Origin of the sequence: Fusobacterium ulcerans (assembly GCF_003019675.1) — a bacterium.
GTDB lineage: Bacteria > Fusobacteriota > Fusobacteriia > Fusobacteriales > Fusobacteriaceae > Fusobacterium_A > Fusobacterium_A ulcerans.
Window position 1 is genome coordinate 2,518,200 of record NZ_CP028105.1, and the last position, 16,241, is coordinate 2,534,440.

Below are 16,241 nucleotides of genomic sequence, written 5' to 3' on the forward strand. Positions count from 1 at the left end.
TCTTCCTCCAACATTTATTTTAATTATCTGTGTGCTATACCAACAAGTTCATTTATATTTTCAATATTATTTTCTTCACAGTATTTTTGTAATCCTTCAGCTACTTCCACAGGAAGAACAGGATTAAAGAATATACCAGTTCCAAGAGATACCATAGAAGCTCCAGCCATTATAAATTCAAGAGCATCCTCTGTACTAGAGATTCCACCCATACCAACTATTGGAATATTTACAGCTTTATATACTTGGTACACCATTCTTAAAGCTACTGGTTTAACAGCAGGTCCTGAGAATCCTCCAAATGTATTTCCTAAAAGAGGTTTTTTAGTTTTAAGATCAATTACCATTCCTAAAAGAGTATTGATAAGAGATACAGCATCTGCTCCATTCTCTTCTACAACTTTAGCTATATATGCAATATCAGTAACATTAGGAGATAATTTTACTACAAGAGGTTTAGTAGTTACTTTTCTTACTTCTCTTGTAACTCTTCCTGCAACTTCTGGATTAGCTCCAAAAGCCATTCCTCCATCTTTTACATTTGGACAAGATATATTTAATTCTATTATATCTACTTCTTTTATCTGCTCTACTCTTTTAGCTATTTCTATATATTCCTCAACAGTTTTTCCATTGATATTTGCTATTATATTAGTAGTGATGCCAGCTTCTTTCATATCTTTTAAGATATGAGTTTCAAAATAGTCAATTCCGGGATTTTCAAGTCCTACACAATTCAGCATTCCACCAGGAGTTTCAGCTATTCTTGTTCCATAGTTTCCATCTCTAGGCTCCATAGTAAGCCCTTTTACAACTATTCCTCCAAGTACATTTGGATCAAAATAATCTCTATATTCAAGTCCGAATCCAAAACATCCAGATGATGTGACAATAGGATTCTTAAAATCGACACCTAAGAATTTAGTTTCCAGTCTATTCATTTTTTTCCTCCAGATTAAATATTAATTACCACAACAAGTTTCTGTTCTTTCAGCAGGTTCAAGGTCAACAATAGTCTCAGATTTAAAAACAGGACCATCATGACATACTTTTTTCATTCCTTCTTTAGTTTTGATAGAGCATCCTACACAGGCTTTTACTCCACAAGCCATTCTTTCTTCCAGTGATATTTCACATTCTGTATTGTATTTTGATGAAGTTTTTGCTACTGCTTCCATCATTTTATGAGGTCCGCAAGTGAAAACCATATCAAATTTTTTACTGTTCATAAGCTCTTCCATTTTAACTATAACAGTTCCCTTAGTTCCAGCAGAACCATCATCAGTAGTTATATGAAGATCAGCACCATCAAAGTTAAAGTTAGAAAGGATTTCAACAGCATCAGCATTTCTTCCTCCAGCTATGAAAGTAACCTCATTGTTTTTCTTTAATACTTCTACAAGAAGCTTCATAGGAGCCATTCCCATTCCACCACCAACTACTAGAAGTTTTTTACCTGTCATATCAGTAGAAAATCCATGTCCAAGAGGTCCTTGGATGTTTATACTTTCTCCAGCTTTCATCTCAGCAAATTCTTTTGTTCCTCCACCTTTTACCTCATAGTAAAATTCAAGCTCCATTTTATTTTTATCTACATAGTGAAGACTGATTGGTCTTCTTAAGATGTGAAGCTTGTTCTTGCATTGAATCATAAAGAACTGCCCAGCTTTTGATACTGGAATGCTTTTTTCAGCTTTTAATCTCATAAGATAATTTTGTCCTGCAATGTGTTTATTTTCTAAAATTAGACAATCTTCTAAAAACATTTTTCCTCCTACAAATCATATATATTAAATTATTTTATTTCCTTACCGCAATAGTAGCAGAATTTCCCATAATCCTTTACTACTACTTTATTTGGTGTTTCTTCAAAATGAGTTACACATTTATGATTAGAACATACAATTTTATCATTTGCTACTACATTTTTTTCTTCTTTAACAGGGGCAGTGGATTTTTTTACTCCCAGTGCAAGAGCAAACATAGCTTCTCTCACAGGTACTCCATTGGCAGCCTGTTTAAAATATAGAGCATGTTTTGTATCATCTAAATCTACGCTTATTTCATCAACCCTAGGAAGCGGATGCATAACAATCATATGATCCTGACATTTTCCAACTATTGTTTCTTTTGATATTTTATATACTCCGCTGACTTTGTTAAATTCCTCAATATCCTCAAATCTTTCTTTTTGGATTCTTGTCATGTAAAGAACATCTATTTCAGAAAGAATAGGCTCATATTCAGAGCAGATACAATATTTCATTCCTTTTTCATCAAGCTCTTTTGTGATATATTCAGGTATCTGGATAGAATCTGGAGCTACAAAGTAGAACTCAGCATCAAACATTTCAAGTGCTTTAGTAAGAGAATGAACTGTTCTTCCATATTTAAGATCCCCAACAAAAGCTATTTTGACACCTTCTATTTTTTCCAGTTCTTTTTTTATTGTGAAAAGGTCTAAAAGTGTCTGGCTTGGATGTTCATTAGAACCATCTCCAGCATTGATTACAGGATTTTTTGAAACTTCAGAGGCGAATTTAGGTCCACCTTCTATATTATGTCTCATAACAATGATATCAGAATAAGCTTCTACCATTTTTACTGTATCTCTTAGAGATTCTCCTTTTTTAACAGAAGTAGCATCTGGAGAATCAAAACCTAGAACTTTTCCTCCAATTCTATATGCAGCAGAAGTGAAAGATAATCTTGTTCTAGTAGATGGTTCAAAGAAAAGGCTTCCCACTATTTTCTCATCTATTAATTTAGGCTCTGGTTTTTCAGATAATTCAAGAGCTAAATTCAAAACTTCTAAGACTTCCTCTTTTGTCAAATCTTTTATTGATATAAAATCTTTCATATTACCCTCCCATGAATACAATAATATAAAAAAGGGAATGAAAATCACAAAATGATGTGACTTCCATTCCCTATAATAAAAATGTTTTTTAAAATATTTAAAAATAGAAAAATAAAATAAAAGAATCCTAAGATAAAAACTGATATATTCAATTTATCATCAAATATCTTCATATATCCATAGCCTCCTTATATTTTTCTATATCTTGATTATAATATCATACTTTTTAGAAAAATTCAAGAGAAAATTCATGTTATTTTTTTAAAATTTCTATCAATTCTGATTTGTATCTATCAAGATTATTAACGAGGTCTTTTACTTGTTCATCACTAAGCTTTACAGTCTTTTCTGTAGTTGGAACAAACTTAAATTCTTCAGTAAGAGGAGTTTCAATAACTGGGAACATATAGTTCTTTTTAGGAACCAGACTTTGAAATTCTTCACTAAGAATATATTCCATAAATTTTTTAGCTCCCTCTTTTGTTTCTTTTTTATTTACAAGAGATGCACCTTCTAAATACATAAAAGTTCCATCTTCTAAAAGGAAGCTGCTGAATCTGCTTTGTTCTTCATCTTGTGAAAAGAAAAGATTGCTTGTAGCATATCCAACCATCATAGGAGCTTCACCAGCTGTAAATTTAGCAAATGCTTCACTCCAACCGGGTTCAGCTGTATATATGGCAGGTTTTAAAGCAGTCCAGAAATCTTTCCAGTCTTTTCCATAGAGAGCTATACTCCATAGAAGAGCTTCTTCCCCAGTAGATGAAGTAGCAGGATTTTCAACTAAAAGCTGTTTTTCCAGTTTTCCAAGTTCTGTAAGATTTTTTGGAGGAACAGGGATTTTTTTTGTATCATAGTTGATAGCAAGAAGTCCATAGTCAAAAGGAGTTACATATCCTTCTTTATCCATTATAAAGTCATTACTCTTTATATTAGAAGTATTTTTAGGGATATAAGGAGTGATAAGATTTTCCTTTTTTGCTATTTCAGTGCTTAAAGAAGTCAGTCCAATAACAACGTCTGCCTTAGGATTTTTTTCTTCAAGTTTAAGTCTTGATACAAGTCCATCAATAGATATGAATTTAATATCCACTCCAGTTTTTTCTTTAAATATTGGAGCAAAAGTTTTTCCTATCCATTTTGTAGAGCTGGGTCCGTAAACTACTATTTCTTCTGAAAAAGAAGAGACAGACAATAATAAAAATAATGATAAAACAAATTTTTTCATAACATCCTCCTAGAAATTTTGGGAGCAATAAAAAAAGCTGCCTGAGAAAGATAACAAGACAACTTCAAAACATTTCCTACGCTGGCATTATCCAAATCAGGTTTGACGGTCGAAATAAAATTTCCTCTCAGCTTTTCAGCTCCCGTATGATAATATTTAATTATACAAACTAACTATACACTTGAATATAAGGTTTGTCAAATAACTGCTTTATATTTTTTATTCTTTGTTGTATAATCTAATATATCATATAAAAAATAAAAAGTAAAAGAATTTAAGGAGGATTTTATGAAAAAAATACTACTGATGATATTTTTTGCAGTTTCAATGTCAGCTTTTGCCGTAGATGGTTATTTAAGAATAGGAGCAATAACTGAAACTAATTCATACAATCATGAGAGCGGGTCATTTGAAAATTATGCACCAACATTTAGTTTTGAGGCAACTCAGGATTTTCTTCTTGCTGATTTGGGAGCAGGGATAGCATATAATGGGAAAACTGGAGGTACTGATATAGGAACAGTTCCAGTATATCTTGTAGCAAGATGGAATCTTCTTCCAGTATTTTTCGAACCATACATTGTATTAAAAGCTGGTAGAGTGCTTATGACAAATGAAAGTGTAAGAAATTCAAGTCCAGATGGAAAAGGATATATAGCTGGAGGATTTGGAGTAGACTTTATGCCGTTCCAAGCAGAGCTTCTTTATTCAGAAACAAAAATAGATGGAGACAGAAGAGGATCAGATAGATTGAAACAATTATCTTTAGTTTTTGGATATAGAATATTCTAATCTGGAGGAAAAAATGTATAGAACAGAGGTAACATCCAAAAAGATATCTATGGAGGAATTGAAAAAAGATTACTGTGATAGAGAAAAGTTTGAAAAATTCTGTAAGGAATGCAGAAACTATGGAAGTACATGGTCATGTCCTCCCTATAATTTTGATGTAGAAGATTATCTAAAAAATTACAGCTACATATATCTTGTAGGAGTTAAAATTATTTTTGATGAAGAGACTTTGGATAAAGTAAATACAAAAGAGAAAATAAATGACTATACTACAGAAACTCTTAAATATATGAAGGATAAAATAATGATGGAGCTTTTGAGAGTGGAGAAAAGGTATGAAGGAAGTAAAAGTCTTTCTGCTGGGGGCTGTAAAATATGTGATGACTGTTCTAGAAAAAATAATACTCAATGCCAGCATCCTGATATGATGAGATATTCTCTTGAATCAATGGGATTTGATGTAGGAGGAATTTCAAGCAGGTTATTGGATTATGAATTGAAATGGGCAACAGAGACTCGTCTGCCTGAATATTTTTCTTTAGTTACAGGACTTATGACTAAAAGAGAGATAGAGGGATTTGAAAAGGAACTTAGAATGTTAAAGTAAATGATATCTGCTCTAAGCAGCTGAAAATATTTAAAATATCAAAAAGAGAGAAAAGTGAAATTGAGCTGAGAAGGACAAAAAAATTCTATCTTAGCTCTTTTCTTATATTTTTTAAAATACTAAATTTCAATTTAGATAAAAGATATATAAAAACTTCTGGGGGGCTTTTATGAAAAATATTCAAAAACATTTCATCCTTGTAATTATGGTAGTGGTATGTATTATTTTATGGAATCAAATTGTAGTTATGAAATATGGAACAACTCTTCCAACATATTTGAAATATTCATCACCTATTACAGAAAGGGAAAAGGATTATTTGAAGGTTCATAGCCCAATTCGGCTGGGAAGTGATATTACCGCTCCTCCAATTTCCTACTATGATAAAGCTACAGGAGAGTATGCTGGACTGATTGTTGATTATGTAAATTTTCTGTCAATTGAAACAGCAACACCTATTACTATAAATATGTATACTTTTTACAATTTAGTGGAAGCTTTGAGAGAGCAGAAAATTGATGTATGTGATATGTTTCCCAGTGAAAGCAGAGCAAAGGAATTTGATTTTTCTATTCGGATATATCGGTTGAAAACTGTAGTTATTTCTCCAAAGGATGGAAGTAATATACTGGATATTATGGAGTTGTCAGGAAAAAAGATAGCAATTCCAAAAGGAGATTTAGCAGCAGAGTATATCAATAATTTTTTAAAAGAAGAAAGAAAACCAATGGTTCAATTTGTTCCAGTTAATGATACAAAAACAGTTCTGGAACTTTTGCAGCAGGGGGTTGTTGATGCTGCAATAGGAGATGAAGTTGTTATTTCTACTTATTGGAAAGAGTACAATGTTTATGAAACTCAGAAATACAATGTGATTCTTTTATATGAAAAGGATGTAGTATTGGCTGTGAATAAAGATTCTGATCTGCTGCTGACAGTACTTAATAAGGGTATTTTACAGATGAAGAAAAATCAGATAGTGCCAAAGGTTCAACAGAAATGGTTTGGAATTTCCGAGTCTATAAGAGGAGAAAAAAGAGAGCTGGAGTCATTTATTAATATTGCAATTATTTTGCTTATATGTTTAATTGGACTTTATATATGGAATTATTTTCTTAAAAGAAGAGTGTTGGAGAAAACAAAAGAAATTGAAGAAAATAAGAAAAATATCAGTATGATATTGAATAATCTGGATATAGCTCTGTTTATTATAAATGAAGCCTGTGTAGTGATAGAATGCAACCAAGCCTTTTTGACTTTACTTTCTCAAAGCAGGAAGGATGTAGTGGAAAAAAGCCTTTTTGAATTTTCTTTTTTATCTGAACTATTGGAAATATCAAAATATTCTCAATGGAAGGAAGATATTAGCCTTAAATTTAGAAAAACAATAAAAAGCAGATGTTATGAAGTTAAACTATCTCCTTATATTTCAAGAGAAGAAAAGCTTAGAATTTTAAGTATAGAAGATATAACAGAAAAACTTATTATAGAGAGAAAGCTCCATCAAGAAAATAAAATGATAACTATAGGACAGATATCAGCTGGTTTGGCACATGAAATAAGAAATCCTCTTGGAACAATAAGAAATGGAATTTATCTTATTAAAATGAAAGTATCTAATAAATCCCAAGAAAAAGCTATCAGTATGATGGAAAATTCAATTCAAAGGGTTAATAATTTGATTGAACACTTACTTAGATTTTCAAGAACAGCATCAGATAAATGTACTCAGGAAAACATTGAAACAATAGTAAGTAATATAATGACTTTAATGGAAACAAAGTTAAAAGCTAAAAAAATTCAATATCATGTTAATTTAGAGGGGAATTTTACAGTAACTCTAAATATAGAGGCTGTTAATATTATTTTAATTAATCTTATTGAAAATGCAATTGATGCTTTTTTAGCTGATAAAGAGGACAATTTAATACAAATTTCTATTTCTACTACAGAGGATTCTCTTCGTTTTTTAATTGAAGATAATGGAGTGGGAATATCAGAAGAAGCACTTCCTTATATTTTTGATCCTTTTTATACAACAAAAGGAGAAGGACATGGTACAGGGCTGGGGCTATATCTTGTATATAATGAAGTTAAAAAATATAATGGAGATATCTCAGTTGAAAGTCAATATGGGATAGGTACAAAGTTTTTTATTTCTATTCATTTTTAAAAAGGAGAATTAGATGCTTGCAGATTATAAAATTTTAATTGTAGATGATGAAGCAGATTACAGAGAGATGTTTTCTCTCATATTAGAGGAGAAAGGGTATTGTATTTATCTGGCTGCCTGTATCGCAGAAGCGAGAGAAATCATCAAGAATCATAAAATTGACATGGTAGTAACAGATCTGATTATGAAAAATGAAACAGGGATAGAGCTTCTTCATTGGATAAAAAAATATGATGCTGAGATAGGAGTTATCATTGTTACTGCATATGGAACAGTTGAAACAGCAGTTCAGGCGATACAGAATGGGGCATATAATTATTTTATTAAAAGTAATGATCCGGGAACTTTACTTTTGGATATTGAGAGGTTTTTGCAATTAAAACAACTTAAATTAGAAAATAGTTTACTAAAAAATCAAACTAAGGAAATGTCTCTGCTTGAATCTAATAATGCTGATATGCAGAACATATTGGATATATGCAAAAGAGTTGCAAAAAGTAATATATCTGTTTTAATTCTTGGAGAATCTGGAGTAGGAAAAGAAGTAATAGCCAGATATATACATGAAAAAAGTGAAAGAAATACCTTTCCATTTGTTCCTGTTAATTGTCAAGAATATTCAGAAGGAGTTTTGGAATCAGAATTGTTTGGACATGAAAAGGGTTCTTTTACAGGAGCAATTAAACAAAAAATAGGAAAATTTGAAGAAGCCAGCCACGGAACATTATTTCTTGATGAAATTGCAGATGTTTCAATGAACACACAGGTAAAGCTGTTAAGAGTACTGGAAGACAAAAAAATAGAACGTGTTGGCGGAGATAAAAAAATGGATGTCAATATCAGATTAATTTCAGCAACCAACAAAAATATTTATGAAGCTGTTAAGAGTGGGATTCTTCGAGAGGATTTCTTATACAGAATTAATGGAATTGTTATCTGTGTTCCTCCTCTTCGAGAACGTCCAGAGGATATTGAAAGTTTTATTCATTTCTTTGTTAAAAAATTTGAAATGGAATTGAAGAAAAAAATAGAATATATAGATGAGGAAACAATGAATTTTTTAAAAAACTATCATTATCCGGGTAATATTAGAGAATTAAAAAATATAATTGAACGTTTGATAGTTTTAGCAGAGGGATCTGCTATTCATTTTAAAAATGCAAAAAGGTATTTACAACACACAGAAGAAGATGCAGTTTCACATTCTGATGAAAACTTACGAGATGCAAGAGAGCAGTTTGAAATAGAATTTATACGTTCTAAAATCAAAGATTGCAAAGGAAATTTATCTAAGGCTGCGGCTGCTTTGGATATCAGCAAACGTCAGTTAAATAATAAAATTTTAGAATACAATCTTAGAGAATGGATTCAATCACTCAAAGATTGATACACCTTTCTTTGATATATAAAATATAATAAAAAAATTTAAATTCAGCTTAAAAGAAAAAATATATTATAAAAATATTTTATATATTTAAAAATATAATTTGTCAAAGAATAAATAAGCAGGAAATATATTTCTCAAATTAGGAAATATATTTCCTGTTTTTGCTTAAATTTAATAATATTTTTTCTGCTGTTTAAAGAAAAACGCATCTTTTCCTATTGGCATAATAATTGCTGTATATTATGCTGAACATTATGCATAATAAAAATAAAGGAGGGAAAGATATGAGGACAGCAAGAAAACCTAAAATTTGGGAGGCTTTAGTTCCTATTGTAGGAATGGCAGTAATTATTGTTTATTCCATGCTTGTATTAAAGGTAGATCCACATATTCCTATTGTAATTTCAACTATACTGGCAGGGGCTATGGCATTGAAAGTAGGATGCAGCTGGTTTGAAATAAGAAATGGAATGATTGAAAGTGTTTACAGAGCTGTAGAGGCTTTGATTATCGTTATGATTGTAGGAATGTTAATTGGGTCATGGGTTTTAGCAGGATCTGTTCCAGCAATGATTTATTATGGATTGGAATTGATTTCACCAAAGTTTTTTCTGCCTACTGGATGTATCTTATGTGCAATTGTATCTGTTGCAACTGGAAGTGCTTGGACTTCTGGAGGAACAATAGGAGTAGCTCTTATGGGAATTGGAACAGGTTTGGGAATCAACCCTGCACTTACAGCAGGAATGGTTATTTCAGGAGCATATTTTGGAGATAAAGTTTCTCCATTGTCAGACAGTACCAATGTTGCTGCTGCTACTGCGGAAACTGATTTATATATGCATGTAAGATCAATGATGTATACAACTGTTCCAAGTTTTTTAATAGCACTTTTACTGTATTTGATTATAGGATTAAGATATGATACTTCATCAATAAATTTGGAGAATATAAAATTGATAAAAGATGCACTTTCTACAACTTTTGTTATTAGCCCATGGTTATTGATACCTCCAATAGTAGTATTGATAACTGCTGTAAAAAAAGTTCCAGCTATTCCTTCATTGCTGCTTGCTGCAACAGTTGGAAGTGTATTTGCTATGATTTTTCAAAATGCAAGCCTTGTAGATGTTTTGGATGTTCTGCAAAATGGATATGTAGGAGAAACTAATGTAGAAATTGTAAATAAGCTACTTACTCGAGGTGGAGTCAATGGAATGCTGTGGACAATTTCCCTTATAATTTTTGCTCTATGTTTTGGAGGGATTTTGGAAAAGGCGAAATTTACTGAAGTAATTCTGGAAAAAGTAATAAAATATATTCATTCAGTTGGAAGCCTTGTGGCTACAACTATTGTGACTGGAATTCTTTGTGATTTTGTTCTTACAGATCAATATCTAGCAAATATTATTCCAGGAAGAATGTATTATAAAGTATATGATGATATGGGACTGGAAAGATATTATCTCTCTAGAACATTGGAAGATGGAGGTTCGCTCTGGTCACCTATGTTCCCATGGAATGGTTGTGGAGCATATCAATCTGCAACTTTAGGTGTTCCTACATTCTCTTATTTTCCTTATGCGTTTTTAAATTTAATAAATCCAATAGTATCTATTATTATGGCTTACTTAGGAATAGCAGTATTCAGAAAGAAACTTCAAGATCAAGATATTGAAATTATTGAGGTAGAAAATTTAAATGAATTAGATGCAATTAGAAATGAAATGGAATAAAAGAATAACAGGGGGAGTATTCATATATTCTTTAACTGCATCCCTTTTACATTAGGGATGCAGTTATTATTATTTTATCTCTCTATTCCGTCTCTAGCCATTACCCCTATATTGTAATAATGCTTTATCTCTTTCATTTCAGTAACAAGATCAGCACGATCTATAATTGCCTGAGGAGCATATCTTCCTGTAAGGACAAGCTCAACATTTTCAGGCTTTAATTCCATAAGAGCCAATATTTCATCTTCAGTTACCAAACCAAAGAAATGAGCTACACAGATTTCATCTAATATTACAAGTTCATAATCTCCACATATAAGAGCCTCTTTAGCCCTTTTCAAGCCAGCCTTAGCCTTGTCGATATCTATCTGCTGTACATGATCTTTTGAGATTATACAGTTTTCCGTTCCGAATCTTTCAATAATTATATTATCTAATTTAGCAAATGTTCTAAGCTCTCCATATTCCTGTCCTTTCATAAACTGACCTATATAGACATGATAGTCATTTCCAAGTGCTCTTACAGCTAAACCAAGAGCAGCAGTAGTTTTTCCCTTTCCGTTTCCTGTATATATTTGAGTGTATCTTTTCATAATAATTCCTCCTTTGGAAAAAGTTATGTAGAGAATCTGCATATTTAAAGAATATCATAAAAAGCAAGACATAACAAGGGATTATATTACTTTGACTTTTTGGAGGATAAATTATATAATTTTTTATATGAGTCTTTAAAAAGGAGTGATGCAAATGACTAGAGAGAAATATTTTAAAGATTTAAAAAAGAGAATTGATGAAGTCTTTTTGGATTTCAATAAGTCAGGAAAAGAAAAAAAGATAGAGCTTGAAGAGATAAAAGAAATACTTTTAAATGAAAATGTAAGAGATGAATATTATGAAGACTTAAAAAAATATATTGAAATAAAACTGGAAGCAATTGGAGTTTTATAAATAAGACAAAATGAAAAGTGAAACTCTTATCATTTAACAAGAAAATTTGTTTTGAGAGTGAAAAAAGCAAAAATATTTTAAAAAAATGACGAACTTTTTCGCTGAAAATGACGGAATTTTCTTGAAAAAAATAAATAAAAAAATATTTAAAAAATAAACCGTTTGAGAGGGACATCAGGAGAAATCTTGATGTCTTTTATTTTGCTCCTTAATCCAAATACTGTAAATGCTATACCGTGTATAGTTTCATCGGATACGAAGAGAACCGATACGAATCCTACCGCACGCGGTCAGGTGAACACTAATAATAACAGTCTTAATAATAACAAAAAGAATAATAATAACATAAAAGATAAAAAGATAAATAATACACACACAGAGGTGGAAGAAAAAGTTGGTGATAGAGCAGAACATAAAAATGAAATCAAGAAAGAAAAATTAAGTGATGCGCCTATGGAGATACAGGATATAAAATGAGGTGGCAAAATATTTTAAAAAACATAGAAATACAATATGCTACAAGTTGGAAGAGGGAGACATACTCTATCGGAAAATTGGAACAAGTATTTTAATCTACACTAGAAGCCTGATTTTTTTACTGGAATAATTTTGAGTACTTCACGAATCGTCATAAATCGTCACAATTCATCACTGGTTTATTTTTTCTCAAAAAGGTATCATATACCTATGGAAAAAACAAACACAGGAGGTAGCAAAATGGCAACAGAAGACAATCAAGTAATATTAGCAGTGGTGCAAAAGGAAATTACAAAGGTGGAAAGTTCTATCAAAAGAGAAAAAGCTATATTGAAAAATATAGATGACATCACAGCAACTATTGAACACATAGCTGAACAGATAGAAGCAGGAACACCACTTCCAGAAAATTCAGCATATGAATCATATGGGGAATGGCAGACAAGCGCAGAAAAAGAGATCAAGTCTTATCACTCTTCACTGGAAACTATCGACAAGTACAGAAGCTTACTGGCAGCGTATCACTTCTATGTGAAAAATAATACTCCAGAGGCTTAACCACAAATTAAAAAATAGGACAGTCTTTCAAAAACTGATGGAATCAAAAGAATCGAAGAGAGAATGACAAGGATAGAAGAACAGTTGATGAAACAAAATGGGTGTTGAAGAAAAAATGAAAAAAATCATCCCTTTAAAAAAAGAATAAAAATAAAAAAGGTCCTCAGTATAAATTTACTGGGGATTTTTGTATTTAAGAGTACTTTAAAAAAGTTCTCTTTTATATACTTTTGCGAACACTTGCATTTTTGTTTATACCAAAAATTTCTTTAACTCATAATTTAATACACTATACTTACATGATAGATAATATATTATTTTCTCAAAAAAGTCAATATTTTAAATTTAAATAATATTCTCTAAAATTAATAAATAAATAGGTATTCGCAAAAGTATATAATTGCGAACAGCAAAAGGGGGTCATTTTGACAATAAAGTCCTATAAAATGTAAAAATGAAAATTGCAGACATGTTTTATATTTATTAAAATTTATATATTTTTTTTATGGAGGGAAAGATGATAGAAAAGATTATGAAGGCTGTAAAAAGCGGTAACAAAAAAAGGGGAAGAAATATTACAGTAGGAGCAGTAGTGGGAATGCTTCTATCTTGTACAGCTGTAATGGGGACAGATGTATCAGGGTTAGAAATAACAAAAGATAGTGACATAATAATATTTAAAGGTGAAAATGGAAATGAATTTGATCCAGAAAAATTAGAGGGGAATCCATATCCTGATAATACTTGGGCTAATAATACTTATACAAATAATTCTTCAATAGTTGGAGAAAATGCAAGTGGTAATGCTTATGGAGTAAAAGTAAGCGAATCAATAAGCATTGTAAATAATGGGGAAATAAGAGGAAGTTCTGAAAATGGTCATACTTATGGAATAGGTATATCAGAAGATATAGAAATAAAAAAATTAGAAAATAATGGAATGATAATTAGTTATAGTGAAAGCAATGGAGATAGTCATGGAATAACAATTGGAATGATTGGAAAGTCAGCTAAAGTAACAGAACTAATAAATAGAGGCTTTATAAATGCAACTAGTACTGAAGGGGAAAGTTATGGAATATCTACTTTTGCGTCAGTAGAAATAGATAATTTAATAAATGACGGTCTTATAAGAGGAACTACTAGAGCTACTGGAGAGAAAAATGGTTATGGAATAAAAGTTTTTTTTGGTAGTAAAGTAAATAGTTTAACAAATGATGGTCTGGTAATTGGAACTGCTGTAGGTGGAGAAGGTTATGGAATAGAGATTAAAAACAGTAAAGACTTCTCAGACTCATCAGCAGTAAATGTAGAGAATATAAAAAACAATGGAATTATAAGTGGAACTAGTACTGATAATGATGGTTATGGAATACTTATTGGTGACTCAGTAGATGGAGGACTAGTAAGTGTGGGAAAAATATTAAACAATGGAATTATAAGTGGAAGTAGTTCTGTTGAGGATCATAATAAGTATGGTTATGGAATATTCGTTGGATCTAATCACGGTGGTGGTCCAGGAATAGTAGGGCAAATAGAAAATAATGGAATTATAAGTGGAAATGGATTTGTTGAGAGTGTTTCTAGTTCTGGAATATCTACTGAATCAGATTCAAAAATAAGTGAAATGGTAAATAAAGGAATTATCTATGGAAAAAAGTATGCTATTTCTGTAGCGCCTGGAACAATAGAGAGTGCAAAAAATTATGGAATTCTTGTATCTAATAATGCTGATGGAGATGTAGTAAATAGTTATTTGGAGATAATTGCTCCTGGTGAGTCTCCAAGTAGTGGAGCCTCAATAGAAAATTATGGATTAGCTTTCTTGGTTGATGGTGATGTATATAAAGCAAAAGATAATTATGGAGTTCCCTATAATAAATTTGGGGAGAAACAAACAGTTGGTGAATATACTATCATAAATGCTAAGAACACTGGCAATAATGATGATATAAAAACTGTAAGTATGAAATTAAAAAACGGAATTCTATTCCATGATAATTCTGATACTTCGAGAATAAAAGATTTCTCTTCAGAAAAGAAATATATTTTAAATGGAATAGAAGATACTCTAAAAGTTTCTGGTATGGAAAATGAATTAAATAACAGTGTAATCAATGCATATAAAACAGCAGTAGTTATAAATGAAAACATGTCAATGCTTACTCTTGATAATACAGTAGTAAATGGAGGAGTTGCAGATGGTAGTACAACAATAAGTATAACTGAAAATGGAAGTACTCTTACTGTAAAAGGTGACTCTGTAATAAATACTAGAGATAAAGGGGTTGCTATAACAGTAGATGGAAATGACAATGCTGTTGTTTTAGAAGGAAATGCAATAGTTAATGGAAAAATGGAAGCTGCTGGAAAGGATAATATTCTTGCTCTTTATGGAAAAACAAAAGGAAGTATGAATATGTTTCATGATATATCTGGATTTGCTGATATGAATATAGACAACAATGTAACATTCTCTGAAGAGATGACAGTAACAGGGACTGATAGAGTGACAGTGGAAGGAACAGGGGTATTAAATCTTAGATTGAAAAAAGAAACTCCAGTAACATCACCATATGGTACTGATACACCACCTACAGCAACTCATGCTTTTTCAGGTAGAAGTGGTAAACACAAAATGACGATAGAGGGATCAGGTGAAGTAGGAACTTTAAATTTCATAACAAATGGAATAGGAAGAGAAATATTAGTTGATATGGAAAACATAAAACTTGAAAATATGCAGATAAGAGCAAGTTCAATTATAGATAAAGCTGAATTTGATGGAAATTACATACGTTTAGGAGCAGGTTCAGATTTAAATGGAATTGTAAATCCAAAAGAAGTAAAAAGATATGGTCAATTAAATAAAATATACAAAAGTATTTACAACAGCAGAGAAGAAAATATTGATGGATTGAGAGATATATTAAGTCTATCAACTTATCTTGGAAAAAATTATGATTACAATAATATTACAGATGAAGAACAGCTTCTAAGTCTTGTAACTTACTTAAACAGTGTCTATACTGGAACTCCTTACTCATACAGTTCAGAGTTATCAAGAAGATCAGTGGGAATGTTCAGAGATATAGTTGTTGATAATATTTTCAGACCAGAGACAAATAAATGGTTGATAATGGGTGGACTTACTCACGCTGATGGAGGCACTAAAGATACATACTATGGAAGAAATTATCATGGATTTGATACTGGAACATCAGATACAAGTGCAGATATGAAATTGACTGGAGCATATATGCTGGCTAAATATGGATATTCAGAAAATACTTCTCTAGGTTTAACACTTGGAGGAAATAAAAGTGAAGCAGAACTAGATATGGCAAAGGTAAAAGGAAACAGCGGGTATTTAGGTGCATTTGCTGAAAACTATAGAGGAAACTTGACATTGAAAGTAGGAGCAGGGGTAGGTTACAAGTTTTAACTAAATAAAAAAATATTAAATTAGTAGTGA

General features: G+C 31.1%; 14 protein-coding genes, 1 pseudogene and 1 riboswitch. Of the genes and pseudogenes, 10 read left to right on the forward strand and 5 right to left on the reverse strand.

Going from position 1 to position 16,241, the window contains the following annotated elements:
* Positions 1-23 precede the first annotated feature (23 nt).
* The 4 genes from C4N20_RS11665 to C4N20_RS11680 all read right to left on the reverse strand — a co-directional run bounded on the left by C4N20_RS11665 (position 24) and on the right by C4N20_RS11680 (position 4,088).
* Positions 24-941, reverse strand: coding sequence for a dihydroorotate dehydrogenase (locus tag C4N20_RS11665; RefSeq protein ID WP_005976534.1), 918 nt, complete (start codon positions 939-941; stop codon positions 24-26).
* Positions 942-962: 21 nt separating this feature from the next.
* Positions 963-1,766 (reverse strand): dihydroorotate dehydrogenase electron transfer subunit, encoded by an 804-nt coding sequence (locus tag C4N20_RS11670; RefSeq protein WP_005976536.1) that lies wholly within the window; start codon positions 1,764-1,766, stop codon positions 963-965.
* Positions 1,767-1,795: 29 nt separating this feature from the next.
* A complete protein-coding gene (pyrB, locus tag C4N20_RS11675) occupies positions 1,796-2,860 on the reverse strand; it encodes an aspartate carbamoyltransferase (protein ID WP_005976538.1) in 1,065 nt (354 codons plus the stop codon).
* A 253-nt stretch (positions 2,861-3,113) separates the two neighbouring features.
* Complete coding sequence (locus C4N20_RS11680) at positions 3,114-4,088, reverse strand: thiamine ABC transporter substrate-binding protein (RefSeq protein ID WP_005976542.1); 975 nt, start codon at positions 4,086-4,088, stop codon at positions 3,114-3,116.
* Positions 4,089-4,144: 56 nt separating this feature from the next.
* Positions 4,145-4,244, reverse strand: a riboswitch (TPP riboswitch).
* Between the two features lie 132 nt (positions 4,245-4,376).
* Between C4N20_RS11680 and C4N20_RS11685 the strand changes: the two genes are divergently transcribed.
* The 5 genes from C4N20_RS11685 to nhaC all read left to right on the forward strand — a co-directional run bounded on the left by C4N20_RS11685 (position 4,377) and on the right by nhaC (position 10,783).
* Entirely contained in the window at positions 4,377-4,880 is a 504-nt protein-coding gene (locus C4N20_RS11685; protein WP_005976543.1) for a hypothetical protein, read from the forward strand.
* 13 nt (positions 4,881-4,893) lie between these two features.
* Positions 4,894-5,487: a DUF2284 domain-containing protein gene (locus tag C4N20_RS11690; protein ID WP_005976544.1), complete on the forward strand. Its 594-nt coding sequence runs from the start codon at positions 4,894-4,896 to the stop codon at positions 5,485-5,487.
* A 169-nt stretch (positions 5,488-5,656) separates the two neighbouring features.
* Positions 5,657-7,660, forward strand: coding sequence for an ATP-binding protein (locus C4N20_RS11695; protein ID WP_005976546.1), 2,004 nt, complete (start codon positions 5,657-5,659; stop codon positions 7,658-7,660).
* A gap of 13 nt (positions 7,661-7,673) precedes the next feature.
* On the forward strand, positions 7,674-9,047 hold the full coding sequence (locus C4N20_RS11700) for a sigma-54-dependent transcriptional regulator (protein ID WP_005976549.1): 1,374 nt from the start codon (positions 7,674-7,676) through the stop codon (positions 9,045-9,047).
* Between the two features lie 284 nt (positions 9,048-9,331).
* The gene (gene nhaC, locus C4N20_RS11705; RefSeq protein ID WP_005976550.1) at positions 9,332-10,783 is read left to right on the forward strand and encodes a Na+/H+ antiporter NhaC; all 1,452 of its coding nucleotides are present in this window, start codon (positions 9,332-9,334) and stop codon (positions 10,781-10,783) included.
* Between the two features lie 74 nt (positions 10,784-10,857).
* Here nhaC and C4N20_RS11710 read toward each other — a convergent pair whose 3' ends face one another.
* On the reverse strand, positions 10,858-11,376 hold the full coding sequence (locus C4N20_RS11710) for a cob(I)yrinic acid a,c-diamide adenosyltransferase (protein WP_005976552.1): 519 nt from the start codon (positions 11,374-11,376) through the stop codon (positions 10,858-10,860).
* Between the two features lie 154 nt (positions 11,377-11,530).
* On the opposite strand from C4N20_RS11710, the gene C4N20_RS11715 reads away from it, so the two are divergent.
* The 5 genes and pseudogenes from C4N20_RS11715 (at position 11,531) to C4N20_RS11735 (ending at position 16,211) form a co-directional block, all read left to right on the forward strand.
* Complete coding sequence (locus C4N20_RS11715) at positions 11,531-11,731, forward strand: hypothetical protein (RefSeq protein WP_005976553.1); 201 nt, start codon at positions 11,531-11,533, stop codon at positions 11,729-11,731.
* Positions 11,732-11,920: 189 nt separating this feature from the next.
* A complete protein-coding gene (locus C4N20_RS11720) occupies positions 11,921-12,208 on the forward strand; it encodes a hypothetical protein (protein ID WP_005976555.1) in 288 nt (95 codons plus the stop codon).
* Positions 12,204-12,338 (forward strand): annotated as a pseudogene (locus C4N20_RS16810) (DNA-binding protein); the annotation flags it as partial. The gene C4N20_RS11720 and the pseudogene C4N20_RS16810, both read left to right, overlap by 5 nt.
* A gap of 110 nt (positions 12,339-12,448) precedes the next feature.
* Positions 12,449-12,766 carry a hypothetical protein gene (locus C4N20_RS11730; RefSeq protein WP_005976557.1) on the forward strand — a complete coding sequence of 106 codons (318 nt, stop codon included), beginning with the start codon at positions 12,449-12,451 and terminating at the stop codon, positions 12,764-12,766.
* A gap of 517 nt (positions 12,767-13,283) precedes the next feature.
* Positions 13,284-16,211 carry an autotransporter outer membrane beta-barrel domain-containing protein gene (locus C4N20_RS11735; RefSeq protein ID WP_005976559.1) on the forward strand — a complete coding sequence of 976 codons (2,928 nt, stop codon included), beginning with the start codon at positions 13,284-13,286 and terminating at the stop codon, positions 16,209-16,211.
* Positions 16,212-16,241 lie beyond the last annotated feature (30 nt).